Source organism: Streptomyces aidingensis (assembly GCF_900112355.1).
Taxonomy (GTDB): Bacteria; Actinomycetota; Actinomycetes; order Streptomycetales; family Streptomycetaceae; genus Streptomyces; species Streptomyces aidingensis.
Genome location: NZ_FOLM01000010.1, coordinates 112,472 through 132,438, shown reverse-complemented (window position 1 = coordinate 132,438; position 19,967 = coordinate 112,472). Strand labels below are relative to the sequence as shown.

20 protein-coding genes, 3 tRNA genes and 1 pseudogene are annotated in these 19,967 nt (G+C 72.3%); 12 read left to right on the top strand and 12 right to left on the bottom strand.

Features of this window, described 5'->3' with window-relative positions; all coding sequences use genetic code 11:
• Positions 1-32 precede the first annotated feature (32 nt).
• From BM242_RS18685 to BM242_RS18675, 3 genes are all read left to right on the top strand, one after another.
• Complete coding sequence (locus BM242_RS18685; RefSeq protein ID WP_093840014.1) at positions 33-1,751, top strand: M48 family metalloprotease; 1,719 nt, start codon at positions 33-35, stop codon at positions 1,749-1,751.
• A 95-nt stretch (positions 1,752-1,846) separates the two neighbouring features.
• Positions 1,847-3,208, top strand: a complete 1,362-nt coding sequence (locus BM242_RS18680) for a N,N-dimethylformamidase beta subunit family domain-containing protein (protein WP_093840013.1) — start codon at positions 1,847-1,849, stop codon at positions 3,206-3,208.
• 196 nt (positions 3,209-3,404) lie between these two features.
• Positions 3,405-4,334, top strand: coding sequence for a phosphoribosylaminoimidazolesuccinocarboxamide synthase (locus BM242_RS18675; protein WP_093840012.1), 930 nt, complete (start codon positions 3,405-3,407; stop codon positions 4,332-4,334).
• A 119-nt stretch (positions 4,335-4,453) separates the two neighbouring features.
• Here BM242_RS18675 and BM242_RS18670 read toward each other — a convergent pair whose 3' ends face one another.
• On the bottom strand, positions 4,454-5,212 hold the full coding sequence (locus BM242_RS18670; RefSeq protein ID WP_139238369.1) for a calcium-binding protein: 759 nt from the start codon (positions 5,210-5,212) through the stop codon (positions 4,454-4,456).
• Between the two features lie 84 nt (positions 5,213-5,296).
• Between BM242_RS18670 and BM242_RS29530 the strand changes: the two genes are divergently transcribed.
• Positions 5,297-5,452, top strand: coding sequence for a hypothetical protein (locus BM242_RS29530; protein ID WP_175541481.1), 156 nt, complete (start codon positions 5,297-5,299; stop codon positions 5,450-5,452).
• Positions 5,453-5,456: 4 nt separating this feature from the next.
• Here the strand turns inward: BM242_RS29530 and arsM are convergent, their stop codons facing one another.
• Positions 5,457-6,302 (bottom strand): arsenite methyltransferase, encoded by an 846-nt coding sequence (gene arsM, locus BM242_RS18665; protein WP_093840010.1) that lies wholly within the window; start codon positions 6,300-6,302, stop codon positions 5,457-5,459.
• A gap of 137 nt (positions 6,303-6,439) precedes the next feature.
• Between arsM and BM242_RS18660 the strand changes: the two genes are divergently transcribed.
• A complete protein-coding gene (locus tag BM242_RS18660; protein WP_093840009.1) occupies positions 6,440-6,850 on the top strand; it encodes a VOC family protein in 411 nt (136 codons plus the stop codon).
• Here the strand turns inward: BM242_RS18660 and BM242_RS18655 are convergent, their stop codons facing one another.
• The 9 genes from BM242_RS18655 to BM242_RS18615 all read right to left on the bottom strand — a co-directional run bounded on the left by BM242_RS18655 (position 6,851) and on the right by BM242_RS18615 (position 12,281).
• Positions 6,851-7,267 (bottom strand): VOC family protein, encoded by a 417-nt coding sequence (locus tag BM242_RS18655; RefSeq protein ID WP_093840008.1) that lies wholly within the window; start codon positions 7,265-7,267, stop codon positions 6,851-6,853. It abuts the gene before it with no gap.
• 145 nt (positions 7,268-7,412) lie between these two features.
• Positions 7,413-7,485: transfer RNA gene (locus BM242_RS18650), tRNA-Gly, on the bottom strand.
• A 61-nt stretch (positions 7,486-7,546) separates the two neighbouring features.
• Positions 7,547-8,170, bottom strand: coding sequence for a response regulator transcription factor (locus tag BM242_RS18645; protein WP_093840007.1), 624 nt, complete (start codon positions 8,168-8,170; stop codon positions 7,547-7,549).
• Complete coding sequence (locus BM242_RS18640) at positions 8,167-9,462, bottom strand: sensor histidine kinase (protein ID WP_245834263.1); 1,296 nt, start codon at positions 9,460-9,462, stop codon at positions 8,167-8,169. The genes BM242_RS18645 and BM242_RS18640 overlap by 4 nt, the downstream gene beginning before the upstream one ends.
• A 77-nt stretch (positions 9,463-9,539) precedes the next feature.
• Complete coding sequence (locus tag BM242_RS18635; protein WP_342746980.1) at positions 9,540-10,379, bottom strand: ABC transporter permease; 840 nt, start codon at positions 10,377-10,379, stop codon at positions 9,540-9,542.
• Entirely contained in the window at positions 10,379-11,368 is a 990-nt protein-coding gene (locus BM242_RS18630) for an ABC transporter ATP-binding protein (RefSeq protein ID WP_175541480.1), read from the bottom strand. Before BM242_RS18630 ends, BM242_RS18635 begins: the two co-directional genes overlap by 1 nt.
• Positions 11,369-11,538: 170 nt before the next feature.
• Positions 11,539-11,611 (bottom strand) — tRNA-Gly (locus tag BM242_RS18625).
• An 85-nt stretch (positions 11,612-11,696) separates the two neighbouring features.
• A tRNA-Gly gene (locus BM242_RS18620) sits at positions 11,697-11,771 on the bottom strand.
• 192 nt (positions 11,772-11,963) lie between these two features.
• The gene (locus BM242_RS18615; RefSeq protein WP_093840005.1) at positions 11,964-12,281 is read right to left on the bottom strand and encodes a histone-like nucleoid-structuring protein Lsr2; all 318 of its coding nucleotides are present in this window, start codon (positions 12,279-12,281) and stop codon (positions 11,964-11,966) included.
• Between the two features lie 356 nt (positions 12,282-12,637).
• Here BM242_RS18615 and purS point away from each other — a divergent pair, with 356 nt between their 5' ends.
• The 4 genes and pseudogenes from purS to BM242_RS18595 all read left to right on the top strand — a co-directional run.
• Complete coding sequence (gene purS, locus BM242_RS18610; protein WP_093840004.1) at positions 12,638-12,928, top strand: phosphoribosylformylglycinamidine synthase subunit PurS; 291 nt, start codon at positions 12,638-12,640, stop codon at positions 12,926-12,928.
• Entirely contained in the window at positions 12,925-13,602 is a 678-nt protein-coding gene (gene purQ / locus BM242_RS18605; RefSeq protein ID WP_093840003.1) for a phosphoribosylformylglycinamidine synthase subunit PurQ, read from the top strand. The genes purS and purQ overlap by 4 nt, the downstream gene beginning before the upstream one ends.
• Positions 13,599-15,875, top strand: coding sequence for a phosphoribosylformylglycinamidine synthase subunit PurL (gene purL / locus BM242_RS18600; RefSeq protein ID WP_093840002.1), 2,277 nt, complete (start codon positions 13,599-13,601; stop codon positions 15,873-15,875). Before purQ ends, purL begins: the two co-directional genes overlap by 4 nt.
• Positions 15,876-15,971: 96 nt before the next feature.
• A pseudogene (locus BM242_RS18595) lies at positions 15,972-16,121 on the top strand (PIN domain-containing protein); the annotation flags it as partial.
• An 82-nt stretch (positions 16,122-16,203) separates the two neighbouring features.
• Here the strand turns inward: BM242_RS18595 and BM242_RS18590 are convergent.
• Entirely contained in the window at positions 16,204-16,608 is a 405-nt protein-coding gene (locus tag BM242_RS18590; RefSeq protein ID WP_175541479.1) for an ATP-binding protein, read from the bottom strand.
• A 293-nt stretch (positions 16,609-16,901) separates the two neighbouring features.
• On the opposite strand from BM242_RS18590, the gene BM242_RS18585 reads away from it, so the two are divergent.
• The 3 genes from BM242_RS18585 to BM242_RS18575 all read left to right on the top strand — a co-directional run bounded on the left by BM242_RS18585 (position 16,902) and on the right by BM242_RS18575 (position 19,959).
• Entirely contained in the window at positions 16,902-17,798 is an 897-nt protein-coding gene (locus BM242_RS18585) for a helix-turn-helix domain-containing protein (protein ID WP_093840000.1), read from the top strand.
• Between the two features lie 11 nt (positions 17,799-17,809).
• Positions 17,810-18,010: a DUF397 domain-containing protein gene (locus tag BM242_RS18580; RefSeq protein ID WP_093839999.1), complete on the top strand. Its 201-nt coding sequence runs from the start codon at positions 17,810-17,812 to the stop codon at positions 18,008-18,010.
• A 188-nt stretch (positions 18,011-18,198) separates the two neighbouring features.
• On the top strand, positions 18,199-19,959 hold the full coding sequence (locus BM242_RS18575) for a PA14 domain-containing protein (protein ID WP_093839998.1): 1,761 nt from the start codon (positions 18,199-18,201) through the stop codon (positions 19,957-19,959).
• The last annotated feature ends 8 nt before the right edge of the window (positions 19,960-19,967 follow it).

The following is a 19,967-nucleotide window of genomic DNA, read 5'->3' as shown; positions in this document are numbered from 1 at the left end:
GCACGGAACCCGGACGGAAAGCGGAGGCAGGCATGGCGCAGCAGAGAGGCGCACGCTCCGCGCGGGACCATGCGCTGGCCGTTCTGCGGGTGCGGAACACCGCGGTGGCCGTCGCGCTGCTCCCGGCGGCGGTGGCCGCGGTGGTGCTCACCGCGCAGGCCACCGGCCGCCTGCCCGGCGGCTGGACGCCGCTGCGCTGGACGGTGCTGGTGGCGGCGGGCGTGCTGTCCGCCCTGGCGGTGGCGATCGCCTCGGTGATCGTCCGGGCCCGCCCCCCGGTGACCCCGACCGTCGCCGTGCCGGAGGAGTCCGGGCCCGCTCTGCACGGCCTGATACGGGAACTGGCCGCGCGGCTGGGCGTGCCACCGCCGGGCGGCATCGCGCTCACCCCGGACTGCGACAGCTGGCTGGAGGAGCCCGCCCACCGGCGCCGGCCGGCCGCCCGCCGGGCCCGGCCCGGCGCCCGGTACGACGACGGCGAGCCGCCACCGCCGGCCCCCGGGCCGGTGCTGGTCATCGGCTCGCCCTTCCTGTGGTGGATGCGGGTCTCGGAACTGCGCGCGCTGCTGGCGCCCGTGGTGGCCGGTACCGCCCCCTCCGCCCATCCGGACATCGCCGCCGCCCGGCGCTGCGTCCGCGGCCTGGACGCCGCCGCGGCGGCCGGCGGCCCGCGTCGGCCGCTGCTGTGCTGCACCGCCCGGCTGGCCCGGCTGATGCTGCGGGCCGCCGCCCGGCACGCCGCCGAGATGGAGCGCGGGGTGGCCGCCGCCGCCTCGGCGCATGCCCAGCGCTTCGACCCGGGGCCGCGGCCGGCCGTGCAGGAGCAGGTGGGCCTGGCCTATGCGGGCTGGGACCGGCTGCTCACCAGGGTCGCCTCCCCGGCCTGGCGGGCCGGGCGGCGCCCGGTGCTGCTGAACGAGGGCGTGGTGGCGGCCCTCACCGAGCTCTCCCGCCGGGACCGGCTGGCCGAGGGCTTCGCCGGACGGCTCGCCGAGCGGTCCGCCAGCGAGCTGCTGGCCGATCCGGGTGCGGTGGACCGGGAGGTCTCGCTGCTGGCCGCCCGGCTGTTCGCCCCGTCGCCGCCCGGCGGGGCGGAGCTGCTGCCGGTGGAGTGGCCCGCCTATCCGGCGGAGGTGGTGGACCGGATCTGGCGGGAGCGGGCCGGCCGGCTGGCCGCGGCGCTGGGCGTTTCCGGCGCGGAGGCGGACGGCGCCCCGGGGCCGTCCTCGTCGTCCGGGCGCGGCGGCGGCCCGGCCGCCGCCACCCTGACGGCGCTGCTGCGGCGGCTGGCGGGCGATTCCGCGTCCGTCGGCTCCGCGGGTCCCGGCGCCGCCGGCCCGGGCGCCGGGGTGGGCGTCAGGGCCGGCGGCCCGGAGGCCGCCGACGTGCTGGCCGCCCGGGTGGTGGCCGAGACCGCCCGCGCCGCCCGGCCGCAGGGCGTGCCGGGCGGCCCGGAGGGCCCCGCCGCCGTCCTGGTCCACCGCGGCTTTCCGGCGCAGCCGCCCCGTACCGGCCGGGAACTGCTGGTGGAGCACATCGCGGCGGCCGTCTGCCGCGCCACCGCCGACGCCACCGGCGCCCGGGCCGGCCTGGACTGGCTGGACGGCCCGGTGCTGCTGACCGACGGCGAACGCCGCCCGGACCTGGTCGAGCCGGTGCAGGCGCTGGTGGACAGCGGTGATTCCGGCCCGCTGCTGGCCTGGCTGGCCGACGCCGGGGTGCGCGGCGACGCCTTCGCCCGGCTGGGCTGATCCGGCCATTGCCCGGCGACCGGTGACGGACCGCTCGCCGTATGTGATGTGCTGTTCCGGCGCGGTCGCGCCGAGCGGACGAAGGGGGAGCGGCGGTGGAGGGAACCGAGCAGAACCGGCCACCGGTCCTGGAGCCGTGGGGCCGGGCGCCGGAAGCCGGCCCGCGCCCCGCCGACGACAGGAACGGCCAGATCAAGGGCTTTGTGCCCGGCGGCTGCGCCGTGCCCGGCGGGATGCTGGACTTCCGGATCAGCGTCGACCCGCCCGGCCCGTTCACCGTCACCGTCCACCGGATCGGCCACTACGCGGGCGCGGGCAGCCGGCGGTTCGTCACCGGCCCGGTGCTGAAGGGCACCCGGCAGCCCGATCCGCTGGTGGTGGGCCGCACCGTCTCCTGCCATCACTGGTGGTGCTCCTGGCGGCTGCCGGTGCCCGCCGACTGGCCGCCCGGCGCCTATCTCGCGGAGCTCACCACCGCGGACGGCGCCTACCGCTCGCACATCCCGTTCACCGTGCGGGACGCCCGCCCGGCCGCGCTGCTGCTGGTGCTGCCCGACCTCACCTGGCAGGCCTACAACCTCTTCCCGGACGACGGGCGCACCGGCGCCGGCCTGCATCGCGCCTGGGACGGGCAGGGCGGGCTGCTGGACGAGGACGAGGCCGCGGGCACCGTCTGCTTCGACCGCCCCTACGCGGGCGACGGGCTGCCGCCGCATCTGGGGCAGTGCCACGACCTGATCCGCTGGGCCGAGCGCCACGGCTACGACCTCGGCTATGCCACCGCCCGTGATCTGCACGCCGGCCGGATCGATCCGGCCCGCCACCGGGCGCTGGTCTTCCCGGGTCCGGACCCGTACTGGACGGCGCCGATGCGCCGGACGGTGGCGGCGGCCCGGGACGCGGGCGTCTCGCTGGTCTTCCTCTCCGCCCACGCCATGTACTGGCGGGCGGAGCTGGCCGCGCTGCCCACCGGGGACGCGGACCGGCTGCTGACCTGCCGCAAGCGCCGCGGCCCCGGCCGCCCGGTGCTGTGGCGGGAACAGGGCGATCCGGAGCAGCGGCTGCTGGGCGTGCAGTACGGCGGGCCGGTGCCGGAGCCGCACCCGCTGGTGGTGCGCAACGCCGGGCACTGGCTGTGGGCGGCGAGCGGCGCGGCCGAGGGCGAGGAACTGCCCGGTGTGGTGGCCGAGGCGGCGGACCGCTATTTCCCGCGCACCCCGCTGCCGGAGTACCGCAGCCGCATCCTGCTGGCGCACTCGCCGTACCGGGACGGGGCGGGGGCGCGGCGTCACCAGGAGACCTCGCTGTATCAGGCGCCCAGCGGTGCCTGGGTGTTCGCCGCCGGGACCTCGGGCTGGTGCCCGGCCCTGGACCGGGCCGGCCGCGCCGATCCGCGCGTCCAGCGCGCCACCGCCAGCCTCTTCGACCGGATCGGCGGGCGGGGCCCGTCCGGGTGACCCCGGGCGGCCCGGCGAGGGCCGGCTGTGGTCGAATGGAGGGTCACCGCACCGCATGGGCCGGATGACCCGCATGACCCGGATGGCCCGGATATATGGTTCCTCCGTTTCATTCGTTTCATCTGCTTCAACTGTTTCATCGGTTCGGTGGTTCTTGTCCGCCCAGTCCGTTTCCGCTCACGCGCGAGGAGCCATCGTGCCCGGTTTTGTGGAGAAGCCCGAGCCCGTCGAGGTCCCCGGACTGGAGCATGTGCACACCGGCAAGGTGCGCGATCTCTACCGCGACGGGGACGGGAATCTGGTCATGGTCGCCAGCGACCGGGTCTCGGCCTACGACTGGGTGCTGCCCACCGGCATCCCGGACAAGGGCCGCATCCTCACCCGGCTCTCGCTGTGGTGGTTCGAGCAGCTCGCCGATCTGGCGCCGGCCCATGTGCTCTCCACGGATGTGCCGCCGGGCGCGCCCGCCGACTGGGCCGGGCGGGTGATGGTCTGCCGGGCGCTGCGGATGATTCCGGTGGAGTGCGTGGCCCGCGGCTATCTCACCGGCTCGGGCCTGGCCGAGTACCGGCGGGACCGCACGGTGTGCGGGCTCGCCCTGCCGGAAGGGCTCACGGACGGCTCGGAACTGCCCGCCGCCATCTTCACGCCCGCCACCAAGGCGGAGGTGGGCGACCACGACGAGAACGTCAGCCACGAGGAGGTGGCCCGCCGGGTCGGCGCGGAGACCGCCGCGCTGCTCCGGCAGACCACCCTGGCGCTCTACACCCGGGCCCGGGACATCGCCCGGGACCGTGGCCTGATCCTGGCCGACACCAAGTTCGAGTTCGGCTGGGAGGAGGACGGCACCGGGGACGGCGGGAGCGGGGCACCCCGGCTGGTGCTGGCCGACGAGGTGCTGACCCCGGACTCGTCCCGGTTCTGGCGGCTGGACGAGTGGCAGCCGGGAAGGCCCCAGAAGCCGTACGACAAGCAGTACATCCGGGACTGGCTGGCCTCCCCGGCCTCCGGCTGGGACCGGCACGGCAACCAGCCCCCGCCGCCGCTGCCGGGCGAGGTGGTGGCCCACACCCGGGCCCGCTACACCGAGGCCTACCGGCTGCTCACCGGCCTGCCCTGGGACTGACGGCTCAGCAGCAGCCGCCGGACGCGTGGATGCGACGCGTGGATGCGACTCTGCGCGCTGTATCGACGAGAGTCGGGAAAGAGATTCATCGAAACAGCGTTGGCTGCCGGGCCGGCGGGCTACCGGACGTCCACGAAGTCACCGTTCGAGCCCCAGGGCGCGGTGGTGAGGGAACCGGAGTAGTGCCAGCGCCAGGTGCCGTCGGCGGTGGCCGGGACGGTGGTCCTCAGCGCACCCGTGCTGGAGGACTTCACCGTCTTCACGGTCGTCCAGGTGCTGGTGCCGCTCTTCTTGAACTGGAGCTTCACGGACACGCCGCTGTTGGCGACGTAGGTGTTCTTCGTCCAGTCGGCCCGCTTGATCGTGCCGGTGACGGTGATCGGGGCGTTTTTCGTCACCGGCTCCGGCGTGGCATTGATGGACAGCACCGACTTCCGCCGGACCAGGACCGTCTGGTACGGGTCATGGCTGAGGAGATCGTTGTCCGTCTGCACCTGGATCGTCACTTCCCAGATGCCGGCCGAGCGGTTCCGCATGAACTCCTTCGGATCCAGCGGGACCGACCACCGGCAGGTCGACGTCGTCGCGTTCCAGGCCTTGCACGTCGCATATTTGTGGAGTGCGTCGTAGAGCTCGCCGTTGGGCCCCTCCCTGGTCATCCCGATAAACACCTTCCCGATGCCGGCGTCATCGCTCGCGGCCAGCGTGGCGGTCACCGTCACAGCACCTGTCGCCGAGACGGTGATGTACTTGTTCCCGCCGTTGAAGGTGACGTTGTAGATCCGCAGATCTCCGGTCTGTGCCTGCGCCGGCGGTATGCCGATCACCAAGGCCGCCAGTGCGGAACAGACAGCGACGACAGCGGTACGTATGCGCACCCGTCCTCCAGGGAAAGTCCGGCAGCACGCCGAACCCCCGGAGCGCCGCCTGCAATTGGAGCGTGCATCGTACATGCGCGCGATGTGGGCGCGGAGCGTGGGTCCTGTGCGGCTCAGCTCGCCGGCTGGGACCGGCACGGCAACCAGCCCCCGCCGCCGCTGCCGGGCGAGGTGGTGGCCCACACCCGGGTCCGCTGCACCGAGGCCTACCGGCTGCTCACCGGCCTGCCCTGGGACTGACGGCTCAGCAGCAGCCGCCGGATGCGACGGCCGCCGCCCCGGCGGTCTCGGCCGGGTCGTGGGTCCCGGTGGTCCCGGCGGGCTTGGTGGCGCGCACGACGACCGAGTGCATGCCCTCGGCCACCTGGTGGGTGGGGGTCAGCGAGATGCCGGTGAAACCGGCGGCGGCCAGTCCGGCCCGGTACTCCTGGAAGGTCAGCGCACCGGCGACGCAGCCCACATAGGAGCCCCGCTCGGCCCGCTCCCCGGGGCTCAGCCCGTCGTCGGCGACGATGTCGGACACCCCGATGCGCCCGCCGGGGGCGAGCACCCGGAACATCTCGGCGAACACGGCCGGCTTGTCGGTGGAGAGATTGATGACGCAGTTGGAGATCACCACGTCCACCGTGCCGGCGGGCAGCGGGATCGCCTCGATGACGCCCTTGAGGAACTCCACATTGGCCGCGCCCGCCCTCCGGGCGTTGGCCAGCGCCAGGGCGAGCATCTCGTCCGTCATGTCCAGGCCGTAGGCGCGGCCGGTGGGGCCCACCCGGCGGGCGGAGAGCAGTACGTCGATGCCGCCGCCGGAGCCGAGGTCCAGCACCCGCTCGCCCTCGTGCAGATCGGCGACGGCGGTCGGGTTGCCGCAGCCCAGGGAGGCGGCGACCGCTTCGGCGGGCAGCCCGCCCCGCTCGTCGGCCGAGTACAGGGCCGAGCCGAAGTCCTCGTCCACCGCCACGTCCGCCGCCGCCTCGGTGCCCTGGGGGCCGCAGCATGCCCGCCCGGCGTTCCGCGTGACCGCCAGTGCGGCGTCCGCGTAGTGCCGCCGTACGTCCTCCCGCAGCTCCTCCGGCCGCGACTGCTCGCTCATGTCCGCATCCCTTCGGTTGTATTGATGAATGCCGATGCAGCACCCACGATGGCGGTTGCATTGACGGCTGTCAAGATAGAGATTCATCGAAACAACCGATCGAACGGACTGTCGGACCCGGCCGCTACGGTGTTCCCATGACCGAAGAACAGTTCTTCAGTTCCATCGGCCGCACCGTCGTCCTGGTCGACGACCCGGAGCCGCCGCTCGCCTTCTACCGGGACGTCCTCGGCTTCCGGGTGCTGCACGACCGCACGGTGGACGGCTACCGCTATCTCCACATCGGCCTGCCCGGCCCGCACCCGGCGGGCCTGTGGCTGATGCCCGCCACCGGGGAGGCCGAGCGCGCCCTGGTCGGCCGCCAGACCGGCGACCAGCCCCTGCTGGTGCTCTACACCGACGATCTGGACGCGGTCGCCCGGCGGCTCAAATCCCACGACGTCCCGGTGTGGAACGAGCGCCGGGATCCGGACAGCCGCTCCCTCCACTTCCGCGACCCGCTCGGCTCCACCCTGATAGCCGCGCAGCTCACCCCGGCCGGCGGCTGATCACCGGCCGGGCACGGGGGCGCCCCGGTAGTCGCCGAAGCTCCAGTAGTTGCCCTCGGTGTCCCGGGCGATGAACTCGCGTGCGCCGTAGTCGGTGGTGCGCGGCTCCACCTCGATGTGCGCGCCGGCCGCCCGGGCCCGCCGGTACACCTCGTCCACCCGGTCGGTGACCGCATAGGCGCCGAAGGTGCCGGGCTTCAGGGGCCACTCGTCCTCCAGCCCGGCCTCCCTGGCCGAGCTCAGCATCACGCCGCCGCCCTCCGGCCAGGCGAGCTGCGCATGCGCCACATGGTCGCCCTCCTCGAAGACCACCACCTCGCGGAAGCCGAACGCCTCCACCAGGAACTGGATCAGCCGCTTGGCGTCATGTGCCCGCAGCGAGGGCCACACCTGCGGGGCCGGCGGCATATCGGCCATGAGCGTTCGCTTCCCTTCGTGCGAGATCACGGAAGGTCACCAGTCTGCTCCGCCCCCGGCTCTCGCCCGTCCCACCACGCCGCGCCGCGCCCCCGCACGGCGAAGAGGCCCGGTCGGCGGAACCGACCGGGCCTCTTCGGAAGCGAGCGGACGACCGGGCTCGAACCGGCGACCTCAACCTTGGCAAGGTTGCGCTCTACCAACTGAGCTACGTCCGCAGGAGTGATTCGCGCGGCCGTCACCCGTCTCCCGGGTGGCGTACCGCGTGAAGCTCCTCCATCATAGCCAACCTTTTTCCCGGGCGATGCGCACCGCCGCATGACGGTTCTCCGCATGCAGCTTGGCCGCCGCCGCCGAGAGATAGTTCCGCACCGTCCCCGGCGCCAGCCGCGCCCGCTCGGCGATCTCCGCGATCGGCGCCCCGTCCGCCGCCAGCTCCAGCAGCCCGGCCTCCCGGTCGGTCAGCGGCGAGTCCCCGGCACTGATCGCATCCGCCGCCAACTCCGGGTCCACATAACGGTTTCCGGCATGTACGGTGCGGATGATCTCGGCCAGCCGCCGCGCCGAGACGGTCTTCGGCACAAAACCGCGCACCCCCGCCGCCAGCGCCCGCTTCAGATCCCCCGGGCGGCCGTGCCCGGTGACGATCAGCACCCGGCAGTCCGGCAGCGCCGCCCGCAGCCGTGTGGCCACCGTCACACCGTCCGCGCCCGGCATCTGGAGGTCGAGCACCGCCACCTCGGGGCGGTGCGCCCGGGCCATGGCCAGCGCCTCGGTGCCGGAGGCCGCCTCCGCCACCACCACCAGATCGTCCTCCAGGCCCAGCAGCGCGGCCAGCGCCCCCCGGATCAGATGCTCGTCATCGGCCAGCAGAATGCGCACCGGCCCCGCCGCCCCCGTCATGCGTCCGCCCCGGCGGGCACCTCGGCGGCCAGCCGGAACCGGCCCTCGCCGACCCGCTGCGCGGTCAGCCCGCCGCCCAGCGCGGTCAGCCGCTCCCGCAGCCCCGGCAGGCCGGAGCCGGCGCCCCGCCCCTCCTCCGGGCCGCGGTCCGCGCCGTCGTTCTCCAGGGACAGCCGCACCCGGCCGTCCGCGCTGCTCAGCACGATCGTGCACTCGGTGGCCGCGGCATGCCGCAGCACATTGGTGGCACCCTCCCGCACCACCCAGCCCAGGGTGGCCCGCACCGGCAACGACAGTTCCGCGGGCTGCGCCGGCTGCTCCACCCGGCAGCGGATGCCCGCCGCCTCCAGCACCCCGCGGGCCCCCGCCAGCTCATTGACCAGATCCGCCTCCCGGTAGCCGCGCACCACCGCGTGCAGCTCCTGCTGCGACTCCCGGGCGATCCGCTGCACCTCCACCATCTGGTCCACGGCCGTCTCCGATCCCCGCCGCGACAACTGCGCGGCCAGCTCGCTCTTGAGCGCGATCACCGACAGGTTACGGCCCAGCACATCGTGCAGATCCCGGGCGAACCGCAGCCGCTCCTCGGCCACCGCCAGCCGGGCCCGGCTCTCCCGCCCGGCATGCAGCTCGTCGAGCACCCGCAGCCCCCAGGCGGTGGGCCGGAAGGTGGCGGAGAAGCAGAGATTGCCCAGCAGGCAGCCGAACAGGATGCCCAGCAGCCCCGTCCGCTCCACCCCGGCGAGCGCCCCGGTGAGGATGGCGGTGCCCGTGACACCGGCCATCACCGGCACCGCCCGGCGCATCGGCAGGACCAGGGTCACCGAGGCGGCGAACATGGCGAACCAGACGAACACCGGGGCCGCCTCCTCGGCCGGCATCCGGCCGGTCCCGGCCAGCAGCGCCGGCACCAGCAGCACGAACAGGGTGAGCGCCAGGAACCCGGTCAGCAGCCGCGCCGGGAAGGGCTCCTGGCCCAGATAGTGCCGCAGACCGGTGCGGATCAGCAGCAGATTGGCCGTGGCATGCACCGCGCCCAGCAGCATCAGCAGCACGACGGCCCAGCCGGGGGTGGCCTCGTTGCGCTGGTTGGCCGCCCACAGGCCCAGCACGGTCAGCTCCACCGCGGCCGCCAGATACAGGCCCCAGCGGCTGTAGTAGTGGAAGCGGGCGTAGCCGCTGGCCCGGCGGTACCGGTCCACCCGGCCGCGCAGCCGGCCCACCGTGGTGTGCCGGGAGGCGCCCGGGGCGGCCGCCGCGCCCCAGGGGGCAGGGCCCGGCTCCTCGTTCACTCGTACCTCTCCCGCTCCGCCGGCGCCGGCCTGCCCTGCCGGACCGGTCCCGTACCGCTCCCGTGCTGATCCCGTACTCACGCGTTCCGCTCGCCGCCGCCCCGGTTCACTGCCGGGGCTCCCAGCGGAACCACCGGCGTACAGCAAACACCGCCAGCGCCGTCCAGAACCACCGCCAGGCCCAGCGCCCGCAGCAGCTCGGTGCCGTCCAGGCCGCCGGACCAGCCGCTGCGCATCAGCTCCAGGGAGGGCGTCAGCGGCAGCAGCCGCAGCACATCCGCCAGGGTGTCCGGCAGCAGCTCCAGCGGCACATAGACGGGCACCGCCGAGACCAGGAACAGCGGCACCGCGGTGATCTGCGCGCTCTCCGCATTGCGGGTGAAGGAGGCGGTCACCACCGCGGCCACGGCCATCAGCACACAGCCCAGCAGCGCCCCCAGCGCCAGCGGCAGCGGCTGCCGCGGCACCGAGTCCGCCATCAGCAGCGCCGTGGCCGTCACCAGCAGCACGCACTGCGCCAGGGCCAGCAGCACGCTGGGCAGCGCCATCCCGGCCAGGATCTCCCCGTCCGTCGGCTCGCCGGTGCGCAGCCGCTTGAGCACCCGCTCCTCGCGGCGGGCGGCATAGGCGGCGGTGAGATTGCTGTAGACGACCAGCAGCATGATCATCACCAGCCCGCCGCTGGCCACCGTCATCCCCACCGACAGCCCGCCCTCGGCCAGGTCGTCCGCCATGTCCTGGGAGACGGAGTACCCGGCGGCCACCATCAGCAGCGGCATCAGCAGGGCGGTGAACAGCGCGGTGCGGTTGCGCACCAGCAGGGTCAGCTCGGCCCTGGCCAGGGAGCGCATCCGTGCCCCCGCCCCCTTGCGCATCGGCACCCCGAGCAGCACCGAGGTCGTGCTGTATCCGCTCATCACGCCGTCACCCGTTCCACCCGGCCGTCGCCGCCCGTGCCGTCCGTCCCCTGCGCGCCGTCCGCGCCGTCCGCGCCGGCCGGCCCGTCGGCCACCTGGAGGAAGGTTTCCTCCAGGGATGCCGAACTGGCGTCCAGCCCCGCCAGCACCGCCCCGGCGTCCCGGGCCCACAGCAGCAGCCGGGTCAGGTCGGCCTGAAGGTCCCGGGTGCGGATCTCCACCCGCGTCCCTTCCACCGCGGCCGGCAGATCCAGCGGCAGCTCCGCCGGGGCCATCCCCTCCGGCAGCCGGAACCGGATCCGCGACGGCTGCGCCGCCGTCACCTCGGCCGGTGTGCCGGAGAGCACGATCCGCCCCTCCCGCATGATCGCCAGCCGGTCGGCCAGCGCCTCCGCCTCCTCCAGATAGTGCGTGGTCATCAGCACCGTGGTGCCCTCCTCCCGCAGCGCGGCCACCAGCTCCCAGGTGCGGTGCCGTGCCTGGGGGTCCAGGCCGGTGGTCGGCTCGTCCAGAAACAGCACCTCGGGCCGGCCGAGCAGCGCCATGGCCAGGTCCAGCCGCCGCCGCTCACCGCCGGAGAGCTGCTTGACGCGCACCGCCGCCCGCCGCCCCAGGTCCACCAGGTCCAGTGCCTCGGCCACCGGCCGGGCGCCGGTGGTGCAGCCCGCCCACATCCGGGCCGTCTCGGCCACCGTCAGATCGGACGGGAAGCCGCCCTCCTGGAGCATGATCCCGATCCGCGGGCGTACCGCGCCGCGCTCCCGGCAGGGGTCCATGCCCAGCACCCGTACCTGTCCGGCGGTGGGCGGGGCCAGCCCTTCCAGCAGCTCCACCGTGGAGGTCTTGCCCGCGCCGTTGGTGCCCAGCAGCGCGTAGACCTCACCGCGCCGCACCTCGAAATCCATCCCCCGGACGGCTTCGAAGCCCTCCGGTCCCGGTCCCCCGTAGCGACGGCGGAGCCCGGTCACCTCGATCACCCGCTCGCTCATGTCCTCCAGCATCCCGGGCCCGGCGCCGGCCCGGCAGTGCCGGCTGTCACCGGCCGGGATGACAAATGTCAGACGCGGGGGGCCGGACGCGGAGCGGGCCGGGCCGGGGCGGGGCGGTGCGGGGAAACGCGAAAGGGCCCGGTCCGCTGCGGACCGGGCCCTTTCTGCGGAGCGGACGACCGGGCTCGAACCGGCGACCTCAACCTTGGCAAGGTTGCGCTCTACCAACTGAGCTACGTCCGCATGTCCTCACCGGGGCAGGAGCCTGGCCCATGATGAACCATGGCGCGGTATTGCCCGGTGCGACGGCCATCGCCATGGCGACGACTGGAGCGGGTGACAGGAATTGCACACTGCGCCTCCCCTTTGGAAAAGGGGCGCTCTGCTACTGAGCTACACCCGCATGCCTCCCGGGACTTCCCGGCCTTCCGTCCGGTCCGCCCCGCGGCGTGCTCCAGACTCTAGCCGATCACCCCGGGGGAGTGGCAAGTCAGGGCGGGGCCGGCCCGGCACCGGTCCCCGGGCCGGTGCCGTCCGCCCGGGCGCCGGCCGCCGCGACCGCCCCCGCGGATCCCGGCGTGAGTCAACAGCCGCCTCAGTGCGCCGCGTTGAAGGCTTCGTAAACCTTGCGCGGAATCCGGCCGCGGGCCGGTACCTCCATGCCGTTCGCCTCCGCCCAGGCCCGCACGGCCTTGGGGTCGGGGGCGACCGCGGTACGGCGGAACGCCTTGCCGGTCTTGGTCTGGCGGCGCGCCGCCGCGAGATAGGGCTCGAAGATGGACCGGAGCTGCTGCGCGTTCTTCTCGCTCAGGTCAATCTCGTACGACTTTCCGTCGAGCCCGAAGGTGACCGTTTCCGACGCCTCTCCGTCATCGAGGTCGTCCCAGAGTGTGACCACTACCTTCTGAGCCACGGATATCGGTCCTTTCGATGACCGCTCGGTCTCCCCGGCCGGCCATCGCCGGGTGACACGCGACGCGGTCCACTGGTTGGGGATCAGGTCTTTATTCTTTCTACCTTCCCCCGCAATGCGCGGGGAAGCGTACCGGCCACGGGAAAACCCGCCGTGTGCCGTCCGACTGTCTTCCCGCGCCTCCGCAGTCGGGAACACTACGCGCTTTCCGGTTTCCGCGCAGTCCTTTCCGGCTCCGATACCGGAACGTGACCGCGTGGCCGTCGTCCGGCCGTTCCCCCGGTAATCTACTCGCGTAGAATTTCTCGCCCGGTAGTCTTGCCCTGCAGCGTCACCCAACACCACCGGGAGTACCAGTGGCTCGCGTCGTAGTCGACGTCATGCTCAAGCCGGAAATCCTCGACCCCCAGGGCCAGGCGGTGCAGCGGGCTCTCCCGCGCCTCGGCTACCAGGGCATCAGCGACGTCCGGCAGGGCAAGCGGTTCGAGCTGGAAGTGGAGGGCCCGGTCGACGAGGCCGTGCTCGCCCGCGTCCGTGAGATGGCGGAAACCTTCCTCGCCAATACCGTGATCGAGAACTTCACCGTCCGCGTCGAGGACGCCGCGGAAGCCGCTTCGGAGCCGAAGGCCGAGGGGGTCGCCCCGTGACCACCCGTATCGGCGTCGTCACCTTTCCCGGTTCTCTCGACGACCGGGACGCACAACGGGCGGTACGCCTTGCCGGGGGCGAAGCCGTACCGCTCTGGCACCGTGACACAAATCTCCATCAGGTGGACGCCGTCATCCTTCCCGGCGGTTTCTCCTACGGCGACTATCTGCGCTGCGGCGCCATCGCCCGTTTCTCTCCGGTGATGGAGACGGTCATCGAGCAGGCCAAGGCCGGAATGCCGGTCCTCGGCATCTGCAACGGCTTCCAGGTGCTGTGCGAATCGCATCTGCTGCCCGGCGCGCTCACCCGCAACGACCATCTGCACTTCATCTGCCGGGACCAGAAACTCCGGGTGGAGAACGCCGCCACCGCCTGGACCTCCGACTACGCCGGGGGCCAGGAGATCACCGTCCCGCTGAAGAACGGCGAGGGCGGCTATGTGGCCGACGAGCGCACCCTGGACGAGCTTGAGGCCGAGGGCCGGGTGGTCTTCCGCTATCTGGACGTCAACCCCAACGGCTCCCGGCGGGACATCGCCGGCGTCACCAACGCCGCCGGCAACGTCGTCGGCCTGATGCCGCACCCGGAGCACGCCGTGGAGCCGCTGACCGGGCCCACCACCGACGGCCTCGGATTCTTCACCTCGGTACTCAAGAAGCTGGTCACCGCATGAGCCCCCGCACGCCCCTCGACACCGTCAAGCACGCCGCCGCCACCCCGGACGTCCAGCAGCCGTTCCGCGAGCTGGGCATGACCGAGGACGAGTACCGGCGGGTCCGGTCCATCCTGGGCCGCCGCCCCACCGGCTCGGAGCTGGCCATGTACTCGGTGATGTGGTCCGAGCACTGCTCCTACAAGTCCAGCAAGGTGCATCTGAAGCAGTTCGGCGACAAGGCCCCGGCCTCGGACGCGCTGCTGGTCGGCATCGGCGAGCAGGCCGGCGTGGTGGATGTGGGCCAGGGCTACGCCGTCACCTTCAAGGTGGAGTCCCACAACCACCCCTCCTATGTGGAGCCCTACCAGGGCGCGGCCACCGGCATCGGCGGCATCGTCCGCGACATCATCGCCATGGGCGCCCGCCCGGTGGCCGTGATGGACCCGCTGCGCTTCGGCGCCGCCGACCACCCGGACACCGCCCGCGTGGTGCACGGCGTGGTGGCCGGCATCGGCGGCTACGGCAACTGCCTGGGCCTGCCCAATATCGGCGGCGAGGTCGTCTTCGACCCCTGCTACCAGGGCAATCCGCTGGTCAACGCCCTGTGCGTGGGCGTGATGCGGCATGAGGACATCCATCTGGCCAAGGCGTCCGGCGCGGGCAACAAGGTCATCCTCTACGGCGCCCGCACCGGCGGCGACGGCATCGGCGGCGCCTCCATCCTGGCCTCGGAGACCTTCGACTCGGACAAGCCCAGCAAGCGCCCCGCCGTCCAGGTCGGAGATCCCTTCCAGGAGAAGCTCCTCATCGAGTGCACCCTGGAGGCCTTCGCCGAGAAGCTGGTCGTCGGCATCCAGGACCTCGGCGCGGCCGGGCTGTCCTGCGCCACCAGCGAGCTGGCCTCCAACGGCACCGGCGGCATGCGCGTCGATCTCTCCACCGTGCCGCTGCGCGACCACACCCTGTCGCCCGAGGAAATCCTCATGAGCGAGTCCCAGGAGCGCATGTGCGCCGTGGTCACCCCGGAGAACGCGGAGCGCTTCCTCGCCATCTGCGAGAAGTGGGACGTCACCGCCACCGTCATCGGTGAGGTGACGGACGGCGAGCGGCTGGAGATCTACTGGCACGGCGAGCTGATCGTGGACGTGCCGCCGCGCACCGTGGCCCACGACGGCCCGGTCTACCACCGGCCCATGGCCCGCCCCGGCTGGCTGGACGCCCTCCAGGCCGACACCCCGGACCGCCTGGCGCGCCCGCGTACCGGGGACGAGCTGCGTGAGCAGGTCCTGGCCCTGGTCTCGTCCCCGAACCAGGCGGACAAGTCCTGGATCACCAGCCAGTACGACAAGTACGTCCTCGGCAATACGGTGCTGGCCCAGCCGGAGGACTCCGGCATGCTGCGCATCGACGAGGAGACCGGCCTGGGCGTCGCGCTGGCCACGGACGGCAACGGCCGCTACGCCAAGCTCGACCCGTACGCCGGCGCCCAGCTCGCCCTGGCCGAGGCATACCGGAATGTCGCCGCCACCGGCGCCCGCCCGCTGGCCGTGACCGACTGCCTCAACTTCCCCTCGCCCGAGGACCCGGCCGGGATGTGGCAGTTCGCGGAGGCGTGCCGCGGCCTGGCCGACGCCTGCCGGACCCTGGGCACCCCGGTCGCCGGCGGCAATGTCTCCCTCTACAACCAGACGGGGGACGTGGGCATCCACCCGACCCCGGTGGTCGGCGTCCTCGGCGTCATCGACGATGTGGCCCGCCGCACCCCGATGGCATTCGCCGAGGACGGCCAGATGATCTACCTCCTCGGCGACACCCGGGAGGAGTTCGGCGGCTCCGCCTGGACCGATGTCGTCCACGGCCACCTGGGCGGCCTGCCCCCGGCCGTGGATCTGGAACGGGAGCGGCTGCTCGCCGAGATCCTGATCAACGCCTCCCGGGACGGCATGATCGACGCCGCCCACGATCTCTCGGACGGCGGTCTGGTCCAGGCGCTCGTCGAGTCCTGCCTCAAGGGCGGCCGGGGCGCCCGCATCGTCGTCCCCGACGGCCTGCCCGCCTTCACCTTCCTCTTCTCGGAATCCACCGGCCGGGCCGTTGTGGCCGTGCCGCGCAGCGAGGAGGTCCGCTTCACCGGGATGTGCGAGGCCCGGGGCATGCCGGCCACCCGGATCGGCGTCATCGACGGCGACTCCCTCGATGTCCAGGGCGAGTTCTCGCTGCCGCTGACCGAGCTCCGTGAGGCCCACACCCGCACCATCCCCGCCCTCTTCGGCCACACCCGGCACGCCTGACCCGCTCACCACCGAACCGCTCACGACCCACCGCGCCGAGACGGCCGCCGCCCCTCACACCGGGGACGGCGGCCGTTCGCCGCCCGGGCGCAGCACCGCAGCCTGTCCGTGGTGGACTGGCTCGTCGCGGCAACGGCCGCGCACCATGGCCTCGTGCTGCTGCACGACGACAAGGATTTCAGTGCGGCAGCGAGGCACCTCAGCGATCTGCGCGAACAGAACGTCCACCACACGCCGTCGGCCTGACCGCCGATGGCCCGACCCGCCCGTACGGCGGCCCAGGTCGGACGGCTGCATGAGTGCGCTCTGCCGGAGCACCCGGCCGTTGTCATCTCGCACCGCCCAAGAGGTCGAACCACACCGTCTTGCCGAAGGGCCGGGCGCCGCCGTGCAGGGCGTAGCCCCACAGCGCGGCGAACTGCTGGAGCATCCACAGTCCGCGCCCTCCCTCAGCGCACAGCGCCAGGTCCGGACCCTCGGGCGGGTCCGGCAAGGGGCAGGGGGCGGTGTCGTAGACCTCGATGTGCACCCGGCCGGGCCGGATGGTGGTGGTCAGCGACACCAGCGTGGAGGTCGTATGCCGGTGCGCGTTGCTCACCACCTCCGAGACCAGCAGCCGCGCGGTATCCGTATCCACCGGGCACCCCGCGTGCTCCAGCAGCCAGACCACATGGTCCCGGGCAAGCTTCGGCGCATCCGCCGTATTCGGCGTGATGAACCGATACGACCGCACCACCGGCACCCTCACCCCAGCACCACCCATCACACCAGCTCCCTTCTCCGCAGCGGTCTCTCACCGTGTCTCCGCAGCCCTTCATGCATCAGCGCGGCGACCGTGGCTCGCCCGCCACCAACGGCTGTGATGGCAGGTGCACTTCGGTGGCCGAGTGATCGGCATGGGGATTAAGCTAAATCAACCTCGATGGATTCCAACCCTTCTCTCTTGGATTTCATCCGTGTGAGTGATCCCGGCTGGGACCGGCGCCATCAGGCAGGCAGACTGACCCCGAGTGCAGGGAGGGAACCATGGGGCTGCGTGCCAACCCGAGCCAGCGGCAACGGCGTCTGGGGGCAGAACTGCGACGCCTGCGCCTTGACGGCGGACTCACCGCGACCGCAGCGGGCAAGGAGTTCGGATTCAGCGCGGCCCACGTCAACAACATCGAAGCAGGCCGGACCGCCATCGCCCCCGCCCGGCTGAGAGCGCTCGCCGAACTCTACGGGTGCAAGGACGAACGGCTGATCGATGCACTGATCGCCATGAGCCAGTCGAACGGCCGGGGCTGGTGGTCCGAGTTCAGGCACCCGCCGCACAGCGATGAAGCCTGCGACCTCGCCGAGCTGGAAGAGATGTCCGTCCGCCACCGCTCCTTCCAGTGGATTCATATCCCGGGCCTGCTCCAGACCGAGGAGTACATGCGGGCACTGTTCCGTGGCGGACAGCCAGACCTGCCGGAGGAGAGCATCGAACGCTTTGTGAGGTTCCGGATGCGCCGCCAGCGGCTGCTGGTGGAAGCCAGGGCCCCCGAGCTCCACGCCGTGGTGCACGAGGCCGCGCTGCGTATGGAGTTCGTCGGACGCGAGGTCATGCGCCGGCAGATCGAGCACTTGATGCGGCAGGCGACCCGACTTCCGCATGTACGGCTCCAGATCCTGCCCTTCCGGGCCGAGGCGTATCCGCCCAGCTTCAGTTGCCCCTTCGTCTGTTACGACGCGGCCGTACCGGAGCTGAGCACCGTGTACATCGACCATCCGACACTGTCGTCCTTCGTCATCGACCAGCCCAGCCTGGTCCAGTTCTCCGACGCCTTCACCAGACTCAGCTCCGTTGCGCTTCCGCCTGTCGAAGCCGAAGCTGAGGTGAGCAGCCCGGCACGCAGGGACTCCTTCGGTCTGATGCAGCGCCTGCTCTACGAGTTGTGAGAGGAATCTCGATGTCCGGCCCCTGGCAGAAGTCCAGTTTCAGCACCAACAACGGCAACGGCGACTGCGTCGAACTGACGGCGGTGCCCGGAGGCATCGCACTCCGTGAGGGCGACCGCCCGGCCGACGTCCTCATAACCGCCCCGCCCCGCCTCGCCGCTCTCCTCACCGCCGTCAAGGCCGCCGCCACCGGAACTCGCGCAGGGCACTGAACCCGCTGAACCCGGAGGCGGACGCCCGGTTGCGGGAGGGTTGCGCTGCGCTTTCCATGATCGGAAAGTGACACAAGTGGCTGGTGAGGTGGGTGAACCGGGCGGTAGGGTGCGCTGATTGGCGGAACGTTTTTTCCGAGTGTTCCCGCCCGGCTCACCGACGGCCGGGCCGAAAGGATTTCTGCTTCATGACCTCCCAAGGCCGGCGAAGACATGCCGTCGTCGCCCTCCTGACCGCCGTGCTGACCGGCGGGCTGCTGTCCGTTCTCGCCCCGCCCGCCTCGGCGGCGGTGTCGTGTCCCTCGCCGCAGTGGAAGGCGCAGTACTACGCCAACGCCTCCTTCTCCGGCACGCCGAAGCTGACCACCTGCGACTCGGCGGTCTACGAGAACTACGGTTCCGGTGACCCGGCGGGGGTGTCCCTGCCCAAGGACAACTTCTCCGTCCGCTGGACCATGACGCGCGACTTCGGCTCCGGCGGCTCCTTCCGCTTCTACGCCGGGGGCCAGGACGGCATCCGGGTCTATCTGGACGGCAACCGCAAGCTGAGCCTGTGGCACGACGTCTCCGCCAGCCGTTACAAGCTGGTCAAACTGGTCGTTCCGTCCGGAAAGCACACCATCCGCGTCGACTTCGTGGCCTGGACCGGCAACGCCAGTGTGTCCTTCGCCTACGCGCCCAACACCGGTGTGGACACCGTGGAGCCGCTGGCCCCGACCGGGCACTTCGTCTGGTGGGACGAGGCGAGCGGACAGGCCAAGATGAACTGGGCCCGGAACAAGGAGATGGACCTTGCCGGCTACCGGGTCTACCGCCGCCCGGCCGGCTCCAGTTCCTGGACCAAGGTCTCCGGCGACGCCCTGCTGACCAATCCCTGGTTCAAGGAGTCCCTGCCGCCCGACGGCCGCCGCTGGGGCTACGAAGTGCGCGCGGTGGACGAGAAGGGCAATGAGTCGGCCGGCAGCATCGACCGTCCCGTCACCACCACCGACAGCACCCCGCCCGCCGCGCCCACCGGGCTGACCGCCGCCGACAGCACCGACGGCGTCCTGCTGACCTGGAATCCCGTCGGCGACGCGGCAGGCTACGCGGTGTACCGCCGAAGCGGCGGCGAAGGCACATACACCCGGGCCGGCACCGCGGGATCGGCCTCCTGGACGGACACCGCCGCGGCCGGGGGCACCCGGCACAGCTACCGGGTCGCGGCCCTGGACGCGGCGGGCAACGAATCGGCGCCCACCGCCTCCGTGGAGGTCGCCCGGGGTGACCACGCGCCCCTGCCGCCGACCGGCCTGACCGTCGCGCAGCCGGAGCCGGACAGCCTGCTGGTGGAGCTGAAGTGGACCGCCTCGCCCAGCACCGATGTCAGCCACTACAACGTCTATCTGTCCAGCACCTCACCGGTGGTGACCGAGGGCAGGGACCCCTGGCTGACCGTCTACCGGCCCGATGAGCCGATCACCAGCCCGGCGACCTTCACCGGCATCGACAACCGCATGAAGGACTACGGCGGGACGTACCACTACGTGGTGACCGCCGTGGACTCGGCCGGCAACGAGTCGGCCCCCACGGCCGAGGTCTCCGCCACCATGCCGGGCGACCTGGACCCGCCGGGCCTGGTGCCGGGGCTGACCGCCACCGCGCAGGCGGACGGCGTGCTGCTGGAGTGGGAGCCGCTCACCGAGCCGGACCTGCGGCGCTACGACCTGTACCGGGGCGAGTGGGTCGGCGAGGGCGAGATCGGCGACGAGGAGAACGGTTTCTGGTCCTTCAGCCACATCGCCTACATCGCCGAGACGGACACCTCCTACCTCCACCGGACGACGGCGGACGGCGAGACCGTCCGGTACGCGGTGGTGGGCGTGGACGACTGGGGCAACTCGCGGGTCGAATGGGACATGCCGGTATCGGTGGTCGAGGTCACCGAACTCGGCAGCCCCGCTCCCTGACGGGTCGC